General features: G+C 67.3%; 16 protein-coding genes and 1 tRNA gene. 9 read left to right on the forward strand and 8 right to left on the reverse strand.

From position 1 onward, the window contains the following. The first annotated feature begins 225 nt into the window (after positions 1-225). From thiL to ASF14_RS01805, 7 genes are all read left to right on the forward strand, one after another. Positions 226-1,131, forward strand: coding sequence for a thiamine-phosphate kinase (gene thiL, locus ASF14_RS01780; protein ID WP_056430643.1), 906 nt, complete (start codon positions 226-228; stop codon positions 1,129-1,131). A gap of 82 nt (positions 1,132-1,213) precedes the next feature. Further along, positions 1,214-3,190, forward strand: coding sequence for an alpha/beta hydrolase family protein (locus ASF14_RS01785; RefSeq protein ID WP_082442019.1), 1,977 nt, complete (start codon positions 1,214-1,216; stop codon positions 3,188-3,190). Positions 3,191-3,365: 175 nt separating this feature from the next. Beyond that, positions 3,366-3,584 (forward strand): translation initiation factor IF-1, encoded by a 219-nt coding sequence (infA, locus tag ASF14_RS01790; RefSeq protein WP_007403889.1) that lies wholly within the window; start codon positions 3,366-3,368, stop codon positions 3,582-3,584. A 14-nt stretch (positions 3,585-3,598) separates the two neighbouring features. Then, entirely contained in the window at positions 3,599-4,168 is a 570-nt protein-coding gene (locus tag ASF14_RS01795; protein WP_056430646.1) for a Maf family protein, read from the forward strand. Next, positions 4,161-5,111 (forward strand): hypothetical protein, encoded by a 951-nt coding sequence (locus ASF14_RS01800; protein ID WP_056430649.1) that lies wholly within the window; start codon positions 4,161-4,163, stop codon positions 5,109-5,111. Before ASF14_RS01795 ends, ASF14_RS01800 begins: the two co-directional genes overlap by 8 nt. Then, positions 5,108-5,275: a DNA gyrase inhibitor YacG gene (locus ASF14_RS20595; RefSeq protein WP_076714963.1), complete on the forward strand. Its 168-nt coding sequence runs from the start codon at positions 5,108-5,110 to the stop codon at positions 5,273-5,275. The genes ASF14_RS01800 and ASF14_RS20595 overlap by 4 nt, the downstream gene beginning before the upstream one ends. A gap of 31 nt (positions 5,276-5,306) precedes the next feature. Then, positions 5,307-5,382: transfer RNA gene (locus ASF14_RS01805), tRNA-Phe, on the forward strand. 276 nt (positions 5,383-5,658) lie between these two features. Here the strand turns inward: ASF14_RS01805 and ASF14_RS01810 are convergent. Then, the gene (locus tag ASF14_RS01810) at positions 5,659-7,215 is read right to left on the reverse strand and encodes a hypothetical protein (RefSeq protein WP_236696890.1); all 1,557 of its coding nucleotides are present in this window, start codon (positions 7,213-7,215) and stop codon (positions 5,659-5,661) included. 493 nt (positions 7,216-7,708) lie between these two features. Next, the gene (locus ASF14_RS01815; protein WP_056430652.1) at positions 7,709-9,226 is read right to left on the reverse strand and encodes a S1C family serine protease; all 1,518 of its coding nucleotides are present in this window, start codon (positions 9,224-9,226) and stop codon (positions 7,709-7,711) included. Between the two features lie 109 nt (positions 9,227-9,335). On the opposite strand from ASF14_RS01815, the gene ASF14_RS01820 reads away from it, so the two are divergent. Continuing rightward, positions 9,336-10,877: a CpaF family protein gene (locus tag ASF14_RS01820; RefSeq protein ID WP_056431344.1), complete on the forward strand. Its 1,542-nt coding sequence runs from the start codon at positions 9,336-9,338 to the stop codon at positions 10,875-10,877. A gap of 4 nt (positions 10,878-10,881) precedes the next feature. Here ASF14_RS01820 and ASF14_RS01825 read toward each other — a convergent pair whose 3' ends face one another. Continuing rightward, on the reverse strand, positions 10,882-11,295 hold the full coding sequence (locus ASF14_RS01825; RefSeq protein WP_056430655.1) for a hypothetical protein: 414 nt from the start codon (positions 11,293-11,295) through the stop codon (positions 10,882-10,884). A gap of 2 nt (positions 11,296-11,297) precedes the next feature. Next, a complete protein-coding gene (locus tag ASF14_RS01830) occupies positions 11,298-11,957 on the reverse strand; it encodes a SatD family protein (protein WP_056430658.1) in 660 nt (219 codons plus the stop codon). Positions 11,958-12,127: 170 nt separating this feature from the next. Here ASF14_RS01830 and ASF14_RS01835 point away from each other — a divergent pair, with 170 nt between their 5' ends. Beyond that, positions 12,128-13,360, forward strand: coding sequence for an aspartyl protease family protein (locus ASF14_RS01835; RefSeq protein ID WP_236696907.1), 1,233 nt, complete (start codon positions 12,128-12,130; stop codon positions 13,358-13,360). On the opposite strand, the gene ASF14_RS01840 is transcribed toward ASF14_RS01835, so the two are convergent. From ASF14_RS01840 to ASF14_RS01855, 4 genes are all read right to left on the reverse strand, one after another. Next, the gene (locus ASF14_RS01840; protein ID WP_056430661.1) at positions 13,354-13,605 is read right to left on the reverse strand and encodes a 3TM-type holin; all 252 of its coding nucleotides are present in this window, start codon (positions 13,603-13,605) and stop codon (positions 13,354-13,356) included. The genes ASF14_RS01835 and ASF14_RS01840 overlap by 7 nt on opposite strands. Then, positions 13,602-14,159 (reverse strand): glycoside hydrolase family 108 protein, encoded by a 558-nt coding sequence (locus ASF14_RS01845; RefSeq protein ID WP_056430664.1) that lies wholly within the window; start codon positions 14,157-14,159, stop codon positions 13,602-13,604. Before ASF14_RS01845 ends, ASF14_RS01840 begins: the two co-directional genes overlap by 4 nt. A gap of 192 nt (positions 14,160-14,351) precedes the next feature. After that, on the reverse strand, positions 14,352-15,251 hold the full coding sequence (locus tag ASF14_RS01850; RefSeq protein ID WP_082442020.1) for an ROK family protein: 900 nt from the start codon (positions 15,249-15,251) through the stop codon (positions 14,352-14,354). A 77-nt stretch (positions 15,252-15,328) separates the two neighbouring features. Then, positions 15,329-16,129, reverse strand: a complete 801-nt coding sequence (locus tag ASF14_RS01855) for an acid phosphatase (RefSeq protein WP_056430667.1) — start codon at positions 16,127-16,129, stop codon at positions 15,329-15,331. Positions 16,130-16,139: the final 10 nt, after the last annotated feature.

Raw genomic sequence — 16,139 nt, forward strand, 5'->3', positions numbered from 1 at the left:
GCGAGGAAGGAGCGGGGCTTTGCCCCCGTGACTGACGAGGGACGACGCTACAGGCCAATTTCGGCCCGCCGCGGAGCGGTTGCCCTGCGCCCCCCGCCGGACGTCGTCACGCCGCTTGCACGGGCCACCAGCCCGCGCCGCGCGTCGCTCCTCGCCGACGAACGGCGCAGGGCAATCACGACGGGTCAAAACCATGCCATCATGCCCTGACGCCCGACCGCCCCGATGAACGAGGCGGACTTCATTGCCGCGTTGCGCCGGATGCCGCTGCATCCCGGTGCGCGCGGACTGATCGACGACAGTGCGGTGCTGACCGCCGCGCCGTTGGTGGTCACCACCGACACGCTGGTCGAAGGCGTGCATTTCCTGCCCCACGACCCGCCCGCCGATATCGCGTGGAAGCTGGTCGCCACCAACCTGTCCGACCTGGCCGCCAAGGGGGCGTTGGTCGAGGGGGTGCTGCTCAACTATCCGCTGGGTGATCCCGTCTGGGACCGCGCCTTTCTGGATGGTCTGGCGGCGGTCCTGAACCATTTCGACGCGCGGCTGATCGGCGGCGATACGGTGTCCAAGCGGGGACCGCGCAGCCTGACGCTCACCGCCTTCGGTCGCGATGCCGCCGCCCCCGCCCGCGATGGCGCCAAAGCGGGGGACGCGCTGTGGGTCACGGGCACGATCGGCGATGCCGGTCTGGGCCTGGCGATCGCGCAGGCGGGCCATGGGCCGATCGCGCTGCGCGACGCCTATCGCCGCCCCTATCCCCGCCTGACCGAGGGCCGCGCGCTCGGCCCCGTCGTCCATGCGATGATGGACGTGTCGGACGGCCTGCTGATCGACGCGGGCCGAATGGCGCGGGCCAGCGAATTGGCGGTGACGGTCGCGCTCGATACGGTCCCGCTGTCCGAAGAGGCGCGGGCGTTCGGCGGCACGGACCGGGCAGCACGACTGGCCGCCGCGACCGCCGGGGACGATTACGAACTGCTCTTCGCCCTGCCCGCCGGGATCACACCGCCGGTCGCCGCCACGCGCGTCGGCAGTTTCGCGCCCGGCGATGGCCTGACCCTGACCGACTCGGGAAAGCCGATCCCGCTGCCGCCCCGTTGGGGCTATGAGCACCGCCCCGAACGCTGAACCCCCTTTCCTCCCTTCGCTACGCTGTTAATCTGGATCGGTTCGGCCCCTGGGGAGTAGTGCCGACATGGGGGGATCGGGAATGCGTGGGGTAAGGAAGCTGGGCGCGTCGGTGACGGCGCTCGCGTTGATGACGCTGACGGGCATGACGCAGGATGCGGGCCAAATAACGGCCGCCCCACCGCCCGCTCCTGCCAGCCCAACCGCCGCAACGGGCCCCCTGTCGGTCGAGGCCTTTGCCGCGCTGCCCGAGTTCGAGGGGCCTGCCCTGTCGCCCGACGGCACCCGCATCGCGGGCAAGCGCGCCCTGAACGGCAAGCAATATCTGATGGTCGCCCCGCTGATCAAAGGCCAGGGAAAGACCGCGCTGGCCGCGCTCAGCGACAAGGTCGACGTCAATTGGTGGCGCTGGGTCAATGACGAATGGCTGGTCGTCGGACTGGGCAGCCAGGACACGATCCAGGGCGAGGAATATTATGTCACCCGCCTGATCGGCGTCCGCGCCGACATGACGAAGATGGTGAAGATCGACTGGGACAATTCGGGCTTCCGCGCCGACGAGGTGCTGTGGACCGCGCATGACGGCACCCCGCGCCTGCTGTTCGCCAAATCGACCGGCATCTATTCCATGTCCGAGGTCTATCCTTCCGTGTACGAAGCGGATGTCTCGACCGGGCGGGTCAAGCGGATCGCGAACGGGCAGACCGATGTGTGGGACTGGTATGCCGATGGCCAGGGCCAGTTGCGCATGGGCGTCCGCTATAGCGACGAGACCCGTCAGAAGAGCATCCTCTATCGCCAGTCCAACGCCGAGCCCTTCCGCACCATCGCCCGCGCCAATGGCCGCAAGGACGAATCGGTACTGGTGCCCAGCGTCTTTCGTACCGACGGCACCGCGCTGGCGATCGATGACAGCGACGGATATGACGCGCTGTACGAGGTTTCGCTGCCCGACCTGAAGCTGGGTCGCAAGCTCAGCACCGTTACCGGCTATGATATCGACGGCATCATCAAGACCGCTTCGGGCGACGATATTTCGGCGATCCGCTACACCGACCAATATTATCACGACGCCTGGACCGATCCGCGGATCAAGGAATTGCAGGCGGCGCTCGACAAATCGGTGGCGCCGCGCCGCGCCGAGATCGTGTCCTGGAACACCGCCCGCACCCGCTTCCTGGTGACGGTCAGCAGCCCGTCCTCGGCGGGGTCGCTCTATTATTGGGATACCGATTACGGCAACATGCAGTTCCTGTCCTGGGCCAATCCCCAGTTAAAGGGCCAGCGGTTGTCGCCCGTGCGTACCCTGCGCTATCCGGCGCGTGACGGCACCTCGATCGAGGCGATCCTGACCATGCCGCGCGGACGCGGGACCAGGAATCTGCCGCTGATCGTCATGCCGCATGGCGGCCCCTTCGCCCGCGACGCCGAAAGCTGGGATTGGTGGAGCCAGTATCTGGCCGAACTGGGCTATGCGGTGATCCAGCCCAATTATCGCGGTTCCTCGGGCTATGGCACCGCCTTCGCCAAGAAGGGGCAGGGCGAATGGGGCCTGAAGATGCAGGACGATCTGGACGATGCGGTCGCCTGGCTGGCCAAGGAAGGCATCGCCGACCCCAAGCGCGCCTGCATGGTCGGGGCCTCCTATGGCGGCTATGCCGCGATGCGTGCGGCCCAGCGCAACAGTGCGCTCTATCGCTGTGCGGTGTCCTATGCGGGTGTGTCCGATCTTCAGGCAATGAAGCGGTACGACTCACGTTTCCTGTTCGGCAAGACGCGTGCCGACTGGCTGCAGAAACAGGCCCCCGACTATCACGCCGTCTCGCCCCGCTTCGGCGCGGCCGACATGGCGATTCCCCTGCTGATCGTCCACGGCAAGGAGGACAAACGAGTCCCGGTCAACCAGTCGCGCATGATGGTGTCCGCGCTGAAGGCGGCGGGTAAGCCGGTGAACTATATCGAACAGCCGCTGGCCGACCACCACTTCACCCGCGCCGAGGACCGGCTGGAATTCCTGAAGGCGATGGCCGCGTTCCTGGAAAAATATAACCCGGCGTGACGGGGTTCATTCCTCCCCTGCAAGGGGAGGAATTGAGCGAGGCAAACATCTTGCCCCCGCCCCCTCACCAACCCCATATCGAGGGCTGATTCGGCGTGCCTTTCCTTTTCGGCCCATTGCGGCTATGGCGGCGCCTCTTCGACATACCCTATAACACGACGAACCGAGGTATTTTTTGGCCAAGGAAGAACTGCTCGAGATGCGCGGCCGCGTGGTGGAACTCCTCCCCAACGCGATGTTCCGCGTCCAGCTCGAGAATGATCACGAGATCTTGGGGCATACGGCGGGCAAGATGCGCAAGAACCGCATCCGCGTGCTGGTCGGCGACGAAGTGCTCGTCGAGCTGACGCCGTACGACCTGACCAAGGGCCGGATCACCTACCGCTTCAAGTGAGCGACCGGCCCCACATGCCGCTCGTCCTTGCATCCTCCTCCCCGCGCCGCCGCGATCTGCTGGCGCGGCTGGGAGTCGTGCCCGACCGAGTCGCCTCGCCCGATATCGACGAAGCCCCCCGCCCCGCCGAGTTGCCCCGCGTTTATGCGCTGCGGCTGGCGGTGGAAAAGGCGCATGCGGTTGACCGTGCGGACGGCGAGATCGTCGTCGCGGGCGATACCACCATCGCGCTGGGCCGTCGCATCCTGCCCCCCGCCGAGACCGAGGACGTCCAGCGCAAGCTGCTGCGCCTGATGTCCGGGCGGCGGCACCATGCACTGTCCGCCGTGTGCGTGATCGACGCCACCGGCAAGGCGCGCACCCGGCTGGCCGACACCATCGTGGCGTTCAAGCCGCTCTCCGACGACGAAATCGACGCATACATCGCGTGTGGCGAAGGGCTGGGCAAGGCCGGGGGCTATGCCATCCAGGGCCGCGCCGAGGCGTTCGTGCGCTTCCTGCAAGGGTCGCATTCCGGCGTCATCGGCCTGCCGCTGTTCGAAACCCGCGCCCTGCTGAAGGCCGCCGGGCTGCCGCTTGTCTGAATGGCTCTATGAGGCCGGGATCGGCGAGGCCCGTGCCGCGCTGGTCGAGGATGGCCGCATCGTGCAGGCCGCGACCGAGCTGACCGGCACACTGACCGTCGGCACGGTGACCGAGGGGCGGCTGGTCGAGCTGCTCCCCGGTCGACAGGGGCGAGTGACGTTGAATCAGGGCGGCGACGTGCTGCTGTCGCCGGTGCCGAAGGGCATGACGCAGGGGGCGGCGCTGACCGTCATCGTCACGCGCGAGGCGATTCCCGAGCGCGGCCGCGCCAAGCTGCCCAAGGCACAGCTCGCCCCCGAAGACGCGTGCGCCGCCCCCGGCCCCGATCTGCGCGCACGAATCGCCGCGACGGGCTTTCCCGTGCGTGAGATCCTGCCACATCAACCCGACGACCTCGAAGCGGCGGGCTGGTCCGAACTGCTCGACGAGGCGGCGACCGGCGAGATCGGTTTCGGTGCGGGCGTACTGCGCATGACCCCGACCCCGGCGATGACCTTGTTCGACGTCGACGGATCCCCCCCGCACGAACCGCTGTCGATCGCCGCGGCCCGCGCGGTGGCGCAAAGCATCCTGCGCCACGGCATCGGCGGGTCGATCGGCATCGACTTCCCCACGCTGGAGGGCAAGGGCCCGCGCCAGGCGGTGGCGGAGGCGCTGGACGCCGCCCTCCCCCTCCCCTTCGAGCGGACGGCGGTCAACGGCTTCGGCTTTCTCCAGATCGTCCGCCCGCGCCCCCGCGCCTCGATCCCCGAGCGTCTGGCCATCGACCCCATCGGCGCCCGTGCCCGCGCGCTGCTGCGGCAATGGGAGCGCGAGCCGCCCGGCCCCGCGCCGACCTATCGCGTATCCGGCGCCGTCCATGAACGCCTGATGGCCAATCCCGCCTGGCGCGAGGCGCTGGAGCGCCGCACCGGCCGTCCCCTGCAACTGGAACGCTCATGACCACCTGCCCGATTTGCGACAAGCCGACCGCCCCGGACCACGCCCCTTTTTGCTCGCGCGGGTGCAAGGATCGTGACCTTCTGCAATGGCTGGGCGAAGGTTATCGCATCCCGGTCAAAGAAAATGATGAAGAAGGGCTGGACATAGGAGAAAGCCACCCGTAAAGGCACGCCTCCAATCGCAATCGCGGTGTGGGCCCAAGTAGCTCAGTTGGTAGAGCATGCGACTGAAAATCGCAGTGTCGGTGGTTCGATCCCGCCCTTGGGCACCATTTTTCCTACATTGATGGTGTTTTGACGGCTCGCTTGTGGCGGACTGTTTTATTTGGCCGGGCTTATGCCCGTGGCTTTCTGCGCTACGCCCATTCTTTCCGGTTCATCGATCCGCGTCAGGCAGAGCTACCGGCACACTTGCCAAGACCATCCAGGTCGGCGCCCGCGTCGCGGCAGCCGTTGATCGATATGCGAGAAGCCAAATCGGCACAGCGCAGGCCGCCCCAGGGACATGGATCGGCCTGCGCAACGGAGGGCCGGATACGCAAACCGCGCTACTCCTTGCCGTCCTCCCCCGATGCCTTGGCCAGCGCGGCCTTCACCGCATCCTGATTGCCGCTGTCGAGCAGCGCGAGCAGTGTCGCCGCCGGGTTGTCGGGTCGCGCGTGGGGATCATAGGCAAGTGGGCGTAGCGTGCGCTTCGCTTGGTCGATCTGTCCGGCCGCAATCTGCTGGCTGGCCAGCATGAAGCGCAGCCCCTGATCCTGGGGCACCAGCTCGAAGGCCCGTTCCAACCCGTTCACCGCCGATTCGCGCGGACGCTCGCCCGCCATACGGAAGCTGCTGTAGAAGACCGCCAGCGGCTCGGCCGCGTTGGGATCGGCACGGTTGGCACGGATGATCCAGCTGCGCGCCTCGTTCCACCGCGCGGGGTCCTTGCTCTTGTCGCTGGCGGCGCGACGCAGATGGAGCAGCCCCTTGTAGAGCAGCGCCTGTTGCAGGTCGGGCTTCACCGCCAGCGCCCGATCGGCCGCCGCCTCGGCCGCCTGATCCTGGCCCGCGTCATAGGCCATTTCGGCGAACCAGCCCTGCGCGACCGCGTCCTGCGGAAACGCCGCCGCCACGGTCGAAGCTCGCGCATAGACCTCGCCCGCCGTGTTGCGATTGACGCCGCGATCCGACTGCATCCGGGACGGGATCATCGCCTGTTCGCCCGCGCTCAGCACGCGAACGGACACATCGGTCTTGGGCAGCCGCTCGAACCGGACGAGCATGCCGGGAATCTTGCTCTGGCCCAAATAGCGACCTAGCTCGCGATCCAGCTGTTTGAGCGATCCGAACGCCTCGTTGCCCGCATCGATACTGGGCTTCCCCTGATTGAGCAGGATCAGATAGCGGTTGAAATTCGCCACCCGCGTCGCATCGAACATCAGATAATGGGTCAGCAGCCAGCCCCGGCCATAGACCTGTTCGGTTTCCATATCGCTCAGCTTGCGGCGCGACGAATCGAACAGCGTCTCGATCGGCAGCTTGGCGGCGTCGAGCAGGCCATAGGCGCGATGCTGGGCCGCGACGCCGAGCATGATTCCTTCGCGCTCGAATCGCGCGGTCCCGACGAACTCGGCCGCGCCCTCGGAATACCAGGCCGGATAGGCGACCTGCGAATTGCCGAGCAGGAAGTGATGGGCATATTCGTGGAACAGCACCTGTTGCGGCTGGAGGGCATTGGGGCCCTCTTCGTCACTCCGCATCGGCGTGAAGGCGACCGAGCCCGAAACCCGGCCCTGATAGAAACCGGCGATATGGTCGCCGCCCTTGCCATAGAGCCGCCGCACCGCCGACACCGTGGGCAGGACATAGACGGTGACGGGATTGCTTTCCTGCCCGTCGATCTCGGGCTTGCCGTAGAGATAGCGCAGCGCACCGTCGAACTGCTCGAGCCGCGTCGCCATGGCGCGGATCGCCTCTTCGGACATGTTTCCGTAGAGGATGAAATGCTTCGCCCGCGCCTCGCGCCATTCGGCCTGGGCGGGCGTCGCCGCCAACAGGCCCAGACATGTCATCGTCGCGGCCGCCATCCAGCGGCGCGCGCCCATTGCCCCCTTGGTCATCTCCGGCCCTCCCAAGCCGCATCGATCAGGGTCGTTATGTCGTCGAAACGGTGGCGGCGGCGCAAGCCTCTTCGGCCCTATCGGCAGTCATATACCTCCCCCTTTCCCTCTCGCCTCCACGAGGGGAGAGGGTTGCGCAGACTTGGTCTCTGCGAAAGCAAAGACTTAGTCGGAGCTGGGCGAGGGGTGGAGCGCGGAGCGCGCAAGCTGATGGCTCGCTCGGCCCCTCACCCCAGGCTGCGCTGGACCGTGATGACATTGCGTTGAACCAAGCCGAGCCCCTCCCCTTCAGGGGAGGGGTTGGGGTGGGGCCTCGCCACAGACGGCGTGCTTGCGGAGGTGCCCCACCCCCGGCCCCTCCCCTGAAGGGGAGGGGTGAGTCCATCTCATGTCATCACGGTCTAACCAGCAGGCTGGCAAGCTTTGCTAACCCTCTCCCCTGTCCAGGGGAGACGGAAGGAGGCGGGGATGAATGCTATCCCGCCCTGAACACTCAGCGGGCCGAGCGGCAGCTATAGACCAGCTTTTCGTTGGGCAGCGGCGGCAATTGCTGGCGGATCTGGGCCTGTTCGCCCTCCAGATTCTGGAGCGCCTTGTCGGTCTTCACGCAGGCGTTCGGCGTGCTGGGCTGATGCAGCTTGCGGATCGCATCCATCGTGGCGGCGGGCAGCATGTAGCGGGTCTGGGTATAGGTGCGCGTGACCGGATCGAAACGAGCGACGGTCACGGTCGGCTCGTCCTCGGGCACGATGATCCTCTGCCAACCGCCCTCGCCCTCCAGATACTGGACCTGGCCATCGGCACAGCCCTTGGCACCCCAGTCCAGCCGCGTCTCGGCGGTCGAGGAGACGGTGATCCGGCTGCGATCGGGGATCAGCGTGCAGATCATCGGGCCGATCGCCGTGCCGGGCGCATTCGCGCTCGCGGCCGTCACCAAGGTCTCGCGCGGCAGATGAATCTCGGCGGAGGGGCGCAGCAGGAACACGACCACCGCCGCGACGATCGCGATGCCGCCCGCCGACACGGTCCAGATCGCCGCCCGCCGCGACCCGCGCGACTCCAGCAGCCCGGCACCACCAACCGCCAGCGCGCCGCCGACCAGCAGCAAAGCCGCCACCGCCATCACATTCTCGCGCAGCCGCTCGGCCTCACCGCGCGCGGCGTTCAGCGCCTCCTCGCGGCGCAGCGCCGCCGCATTGGCCGCCTCGCGCTTGGCGGCGGCCGCCTCGACCACGGCGCGGGCATCCGCCGCGCTGTCCTCGCGCAGCCGCTCCTCGATCGAGGTGCACGGAACGCCGACCGAGGCATAGGGCTGTTTCGCCTCGCGCAGGAACGCCATCAGTTCGGTATCGGCGATCGCGAAGCCGAAGGTCGAATCGCCGTCATCGGCGCGGGTCAGCGCCGAATTGACCCCGATCACCCGCCCGCACGGATCGAGCAGCGGCCCGCCCGAATTGCCCCGCGCGATGCTGGCGGTGTGGAGCAGCACCTCGATGCCCGTCAGCGCCCGACGGCCCGAGGCGACGCCCTGCGACCGGACGGGCGACAGCGGGCGGATATAGTCCGCTGCCGACTGCGCCGTGGCCAGGTCGACATTGCCGGGATAACCCAGCGCGATGACCTGATCCCCCTCGGTCACGGGGCCGGTGAACAGGGCGACGGGCGGCAGCTTCGCCTCGCTGACCTCGATCAGCGCCAGGTCGCGGCGCGAGTCATAGGCGATGACCCGGCCCTGATAGGATTTGCTGCCCTCCGACGGCACGACGCCGATCACGACATTGTCGGGATAGCGTTCGGCCAGTTCGACGACATGCGCATTGGTGACGATGCGGTTGGGCGCCACCGCGAAGCCCGAGCCATGGCCGAACCCGGCCACTTGGTCGTCGACCATCGCGATGGTGACGACCCGCACCACGCCGCGCGCGGTCGCGGCGATATCGTCTGCCCCGGCCAGAGCGGGCGACAGTCCGACCAGGGTCAGGAGGACGGCAAGGACGAACCGGCTGAGCATCGGGACAGGGCCATATCCCGCCCTTTCCACCGCCTGCAACCGGGATCGGTTAGGCATATGGTAAATCTTGGCATTTAGGGAATCGCCGGATGCCATGGGGAATGTCGGGATGAGTGCGTTCGGTCGCCGTCAGGGTTTGGGAAGCGCAAGCGGTGGGCGCCCGGCCTTCGGCGTCGCGCGTCCGATGCACGGCCCCGGCCCAAATTCCGGTTCCACCACGCGCCCCGATCCCGATTCGCCCGCCCCCGTCGGCGGCGGCTCGCAATTCCCGCCGCTATCCGCACTGGAAGGCGCGATCGCCGCGCCCGGCACCGCCGCCGACGCGATGCAGCGCCTCGCCGAGCGCCAGGCCGCTTCCATCGATCCGACCCCGGCGCGCGGCGAAGGGTTCGAGGCGTCGATCCACCGCATCAAGGAACAGGTCCTCCCCCGCCTGCTCGAACGCGTCGATCCGGAGGCCGCCGCGACGCTGGGCAAGGACGAGCTGGCCGAGGAATTCCGCCCGATCATCGGCGAGGTGCTGGCCGAGCTGAAGCTGACGCTCAACCGGCGCGAACAGTTCGCGCTGGAAAAGGTGCTGGTCGACGAGCTTCTGGGCCTGGGACCGCTTGAGGAGCTGCTGGCCGACGCCGACATCACCGACATCATGGTGAACGGGCCCGAGCAGACCTATGTCGAGCGGAAGGGTCGGCTGGAGTTGGCCAGTATCCGTTTCCGCGACGAGGAGCATCTGTTCCAGGTCGCGCAGCGTATCGTGAATTCGGTCGGCCGCCGCGTCGACCAGACCACGCCGCTGGCCGACGCCCGCCTGAAGGACGGCAGCCGCGTCAACGTGATCGTGCCGCCGCTATCGCTTCGCGGCACCGCCATCTCGATCCGCAAATTCTCCGCCAAGCCGATCACGCTCGACATGATGGCGAACGGCGGATCGATGAGCGAGGACATGGCGACGCTGCTGAAGATAGCTGGGGCATCGCGGTTCAACATCGTCATTTCGGGCGGCACCGGCTCGGGCAAGACGACGATGCTGAACGCCCTGTCCAAGATGATCGACCCGGGCGAGCGCGTGCTGACGATCGAGGACGCGGCCGAGCTTCGCCTGCAACAGCCGCACTGGCTGCCGCTGGAAACCCGTCCCGCCAATCTTGAGGGCCAGGGCGAGATCAGCATCCGCGACCTCGTCAAGAACGCCCTGCGCATGCGACCCGACCGGATCATCCTGGGCGAAATCCGCGGGTCGGAATGTTTCGACCTGCTCGCCGCGATGAACACCGGCCATGACGGGTCGATGTGCACGCTCCACTCCAATTCCCCGCGCGAGGCGCTGGCCCGCATGGAGAATATGGTGATGATGTCCGACATCAAGGTGCCCAAGGAGGCGATCAGCCGCCAGATCGCCGACTCGGTCGACATGGTCGTCCAGGTCAAGCGCCTGCGTGACGGCAGCCGCCGCGTGACCAACATCACCGAGGTGATCGGCATGGAAGGCCCGGTGATCGTGACGCAGGAGTTGTTCGCCTTCGAATATCTGGACGAAGGCACCGACGGAAAGATCATCGGCGAATATCGCTCATCGGGCCTGCGCCCCTATACGCTGGACAAGGCCAAGCAGTTCGGCTTCGACAAGGCGCTGCTGGAGGCGTGTCTATAGAAGATCAATCCTTCTTGGACTCGATCCCCATCCATTGCTCGGCATGGTGGCGGACGTCGCCGCCGACCTTGTGATCATAGGCCAGCCAGGCGCTGGTGACGAGCATCGTCCAGACGATGCTGAATAGCGAGCCGACGAGGAAATATTCAGCGAAGGCACGCTCGTCCATGTCCTTGAACCGCGCGACCGTCTTGAGCGCGATGACGGCGGCCAGGATTTCCCAGCTGTGCGCGATGATGCCGACCGCCAGGATCAGCCGCTCCAGAGCTCCGATCCAGCGCCCCGCGCTATGCACCGGCGTGGGGAGATGGGCGATGGAATCCTTCAGTCCGGTCAGGCTGAAAATACCGCGGCATATCTCGTTGCCCAGCCAGATCAGCGCGATCAGCGCGACGCCAGTGTAAAGAATGACATGCATCCTCAGTCCGCCCCCATCAGCCCGTAGCGGATATCCAGTTCCGCGAGCGCCGTGTGAACCGCATCCCATTCGGTCATGTAGCGATCATATTCACCGGCACTGCGCACCTTGTAGATATTCGCGATCCCGACGTCTCGCGCCTGCGCCAGCTCCGCGACCGACACGTCTTCCGACAAGGTGATGATGACGTCGCGTTGCACCCTGGACCACTTGCGCTCTATGGCGCTCAAGCTTCCACCGATGGCTTCCAGCAACGTTTCCAGAAGAGCGTCCTGCGGAATGGAGAATCGGTAGCGGTTTGGTGATCGCTTCTCGCCTAATCGTTCGCGCGCGGCCGCGAAACCCGGCCCCATCATGTTCCAGGCCCGCTCCGAGTTGAGCGGCGTCTTAATATCAACGATGCCGATGACGAACCGGCAATCGATATCGTGAAGCATCAGGTCGAACCGAATGTTCCGCGCGGCCTTAGCGGCAGCATCCAGCGAATGCAGCAGCCCCTGAAATTCGTCGCCCAAGGTGATCGTCAGCGGCGATGCCATGTCATCGGCCAGCAGTGCCTTCTGTCGTTCAACCGCGCTATTGAAGGCGGAATGGAGATATCGAGCGTCCTCATATTCTTCGCTATCGACCAGATCCCCCATCAGAACGGCGAAGAAAGACATAACCAATTCCTGCAGCCTTCACCCAAAATCGGGATAATCTCATCTTTAGCTCAGAAATGGGATAAAATCCATATTAGCCCGATATTGGGTTAAAATAGGCGTTCACCTCCTTATCGACGAAGGAGCCCACCTCGCGCGCAGCTTCGCGCTTCGCTAGGCGTTGGGGCGTGATGCGTTTCCTGCTCTATCTGCTTCCCGTCCCCCTATTGCTGACCGCCGCGATGATGGCGCCCCGCGAGCCCAAGGCGGCCGCTGCGCAGGAGGATGTCGTCGCCGCCGCCGCGCGCGATCCGGGGGTTTCGACGCTTGCGCCGGATGCCGAGGAGCGGTGGATTCCGTTTCAGCTGACGCCGGGCAACCAGATCCGTTTCGCCATGACCATCGACGGGCAGAAGGTCGGCGCGATCCTCGATACCGGGGTCAGCTTCACCTTGCTGTCCCAGGCCTCACCCATCGCCGCCAAGGCCAAGATACGCCCCGGGGGACAGGCCAGCGCGATCGGCGGGGCGGTGGCGATCGGGTGGATGCCGACGCGCAGCCTGTCGCTGGGCGGGCTGACCCGCAAGGGCGGCGGGGTGGTGGTCGCGCCGCTGCCTGCGCTCGCGACCGGGGATACGACGCCGGTCGACCTGCTGGTCGGGCGCGACCTGCTGGCGCCGCACGCGCTCGACATCGATTATGCCGCCAAGCGGTTTCGCCTGATCCCGTCAGGTCGCATGCCCTTTACGGGCGCGACCGCCCCGCTGACCGTGTCGACCGAGCGGCGCGTCTATGAGAGCATGGTCGGCCTGGGTGCGGCGAAGCTGTCCCCGGTCATCGTCGATACCGGCGACGGCTCCGCGCTGACCGTTACCCAGGCGGGCTGGCGGGCGGCGAAGCTGACCGGCTTGCCGACCACCACCGCGATCGGCTTCGGGCTGGCGGGGCCGACGATCAACGACCTGGCCATCGTGCCGAGCGTGCGGCTGGGCAGCCTGACCGCGCATGAGGTGGAGGTAAGGGTCGAACCGGCCCAGGGATTCAGCGAATCGGTCGGCGCGGCCGGGCGGATCGGATCGGGCTTCCTGCAACGCTATCGCGTGCTGCTCGACCCCGGCGCGGGCCGGATGATCCTGAAGCCCGGCCCCCAGGCCGACATGCCCGCCCAGCGATCGACCGCCGGGCTGTTGATGGGCGTAGCGGGCGACCGCCTGCGCGTGCTGCACGTCATGCGCGGCGGCCCGGCGGCGGCGAGCGGCTGGCGTGAGGGCGACACGATCTGCGCCATCGACGGACAGCCCATTCCGCGCGACTATGTCGACAGCCCCGTCGCCCGCTGGACGGTGGGCAAGCCGGGCACGGTGGTGCGTTTACGCACCTGTGACGGACAGGACCGGACGCTGACGCTCAAGCGCTTCTACTGACGCGACTTTCCCCATTCGCGCGCGACGGTATAGCCCAGATAGCCGGTGCCGAAGAGCGCATAGAGCGGCTCAGGGATAGCGGCGAGATACTGTGCCATGCCGCGCACCATCGCCGCCGCCATGCCCGGCCGCACGCCCGCCAGCAGCCCCATCGGGATGCTCCAGAGCAGCAGCGCGTACATGACATAAAGAAAAGTCGGTCGCGCCCGGCGGGTCCAGAGGTCGGTGTCCGGCTCGCCGCTCATGACAGCCGGTCCGCGAGCCAGCCGTAGAGGAACGCCTCATTGGCGGGACGTCGCTCGGCGAGCGTCAGATAGCGTTCGCCCTGCAATGCCTCGACCGCCTTGAGCAGCACGACTTCGCCCGCAGCGCCCCGGTGGCGGAGAAAGGCGTCGAGCGCCGCCAGCGTCACCGCTCCGATCCGCCCGTCCGCCGTCAGATCGGGATAGTCGCGCGCCCCGCGATTAAGCGCATTCAGCGCCCGTTGCAGGAACGCGGCCGCGACGTTCGGCCCCATATTGACGCCGGTGTCGAACAGCTCCTCCGCCAGCCGGGGAGCGCGCGCCGCCACTTGGTCGAAGCCGGGCGCGGTCCAATAGAGGCGGCGATAAATGGCCTCGGCCCGGCCCAGCGGCAAGCGGCGCATCGGCCCCGCATAGCCATCGGCGCGCGCCACCGCCTCGGTAATGCCGAACCGTGTCGCGCCGCCGCGATCGGCGGGATGGTCGCTATAATCCCCCTCGCGCGCGATGACCTGCGCGATCATCGCATCGACGCGTGCTTCGTCCCCCTGCCCCATGATGCTCTCCCCCCGTTACGGGGAAGGAGGAACCATATCGGTTCGTTGTAGGACAGCATTTTCTAAGATTCCTCCCCTGCAAGGGGAGGTGGCGCGCGCGGCGCGACGGAGGGGTGTCCCCCTCTCGATAGCGGGACACCCCTCCACCAGCTTCGCTGGTCCCCCTCCCCTTGCAGGGGAGGAATGATGGCGTCAGTCCAGCACCGTCCGTGCCAGCGCCAGCGTGCCGAGCGGCCCGGCCTGGTCGCCCAGCTGGGCATGGACGATGCGGTTGGCGACTTCCGCCGCGTTGACGAAGGGGAGATAGCCCGACAGCTTTTCGACCGTCGCGGCACGCACCATGTCAAGCAGCTGCGGCTGGCCCACGCCCACGCCGCCGCCGATCACGATACGACCGCAGGCCAGCGTCAGGAACAGCCCGGCAAAGCTCTCCGCCAGTGCATCCGCGACGAAGGTCCAGGCGGGATCGTCCGCCGCCAGCTCCTGCGCCGGGCGGCCGACGCGCGCCGCGATGCCGGGGCCTGCGACCAATCCTTCCAGGCAGTCGCCATGGAACGGACAGGCGCCCGCGAAATCGTCGCCCGCCATACGGCGGACCCGGACATGCCCCGCCTCGGGGTGCATCCGGCCCGACACCGGCTGGCCGTTGACGATGATGCCCATGCCGACGCCGGTGCCGACCGTGACATAGACATGGTCAGCCAAGCCGCGCGCCGCGCCCCACTGCCCCTCGGCCAGCGCCGCGCCGGTTACGTCGGTATGGATCGCAACGCGCTCGCCAAAGCCCTCGGACAGCGCACCCGCCACGTCCGCGCCCGCCCAGCCCGGCTTGGGCGTGGCGAGCATATGGCCATAGTCCGTATCGGTCTTGTCGAGCGCGATCGGGCCGAAGCTGCCGATGCCCAGCGCCTCCGGCTTATATTGCTCGTGCCATTCGGTCAGGCGCTGGCGCAAAGCGGCCAGGGTGACGGCGGGGGTCGTGGTCGGCAGGCGCTCGGACACCAGGATGTCGCGCCCGCGCCCGATCAACACAATCGATTTCGTACCGCCCAATTCGACCCCTGCGACGATCCGATCCTGTGCCTCGGTCATTCCATTCTCCCGCCAGACGCTTTGCTTAATCGCTGCGCGCCTGCGCGAAACCGCGCCGGGTGGTCAAGGGGCGGGGATCAGAAAATCGGTTGGGCTACCAAGGCCGCCTCGCGCTGGCAGGCGGCGGCGTCGGGGCGGGGGGTGGCGGGGTCGCGGCGCAGCGCGTCGACTTCGGCACGCGCGGCGGCCAGGTCGCGCTGGAAGGCCGGGCCCTGCGACAGCGCGGTCAGCGTTACGGTGGCCGACAGACGCCCCGCCTCGACCGCGCTGGCATTGTGCACGCCGCAGACGATCCGGCTTTCCCCAAAAGCCCGCCCCCGCGCCAGGATCGGCGCGGCGCGGTCGGGGGCGATCTCGGCCAGCAGCATCGCCCAGGTCCACCCCGCCGTGGTGTGGCCCGAAGGATAGTCGTAGCTGCCCTGCAACTCGCTCGCCGGTTGGCAGGTCGGGCCGCGATCGATCAGATAGGGGCGCTGGCGCTTGTAATAACGCTTGGTGATGCCCGATCCGCGCGCGGTGTCGGAGCCTGCGCCGTCGATCAGGCGCATCGTCGCAGGTGCGTTCTGCGGCGTCAGTGCGATCCCCAGCGCGCAGGAGAAATCGCGCGCCATATCGGCCTCGCCCAGCTTCACGTCGTTGGTCGCCATCGCCCAGCGGGGCGAGCCGACGAACCGGCGGGTCTGACGGAAGATCGCCCGGTCGGCCTGCCCCCGCGCATCGTTCGGCCTAGGTGCGGGCGGCAATATGGCCAGCAGGTCGAAGCCGGTGGCGGGCAGATAGCGGGACGGCTCGTCGCCTTCCCGTGGCTGGGCCATGACGGCGGTACAGGCTACCGCAATCAACGCGGCGGCGATGGCGCGGGCGACGGCTTTCGACATGGGCACCACG

It is taken from the genome of Sphingomonas sp. Leaf257, from assembly GCF_001422185.1.
Lineage (GTDB): Bacteria > Pseudomonadota > Alphaproteobacteria > Sphingomonadales > Sphingomonadaceae > Sphingomonas > Sphingomonas yabuuchiae.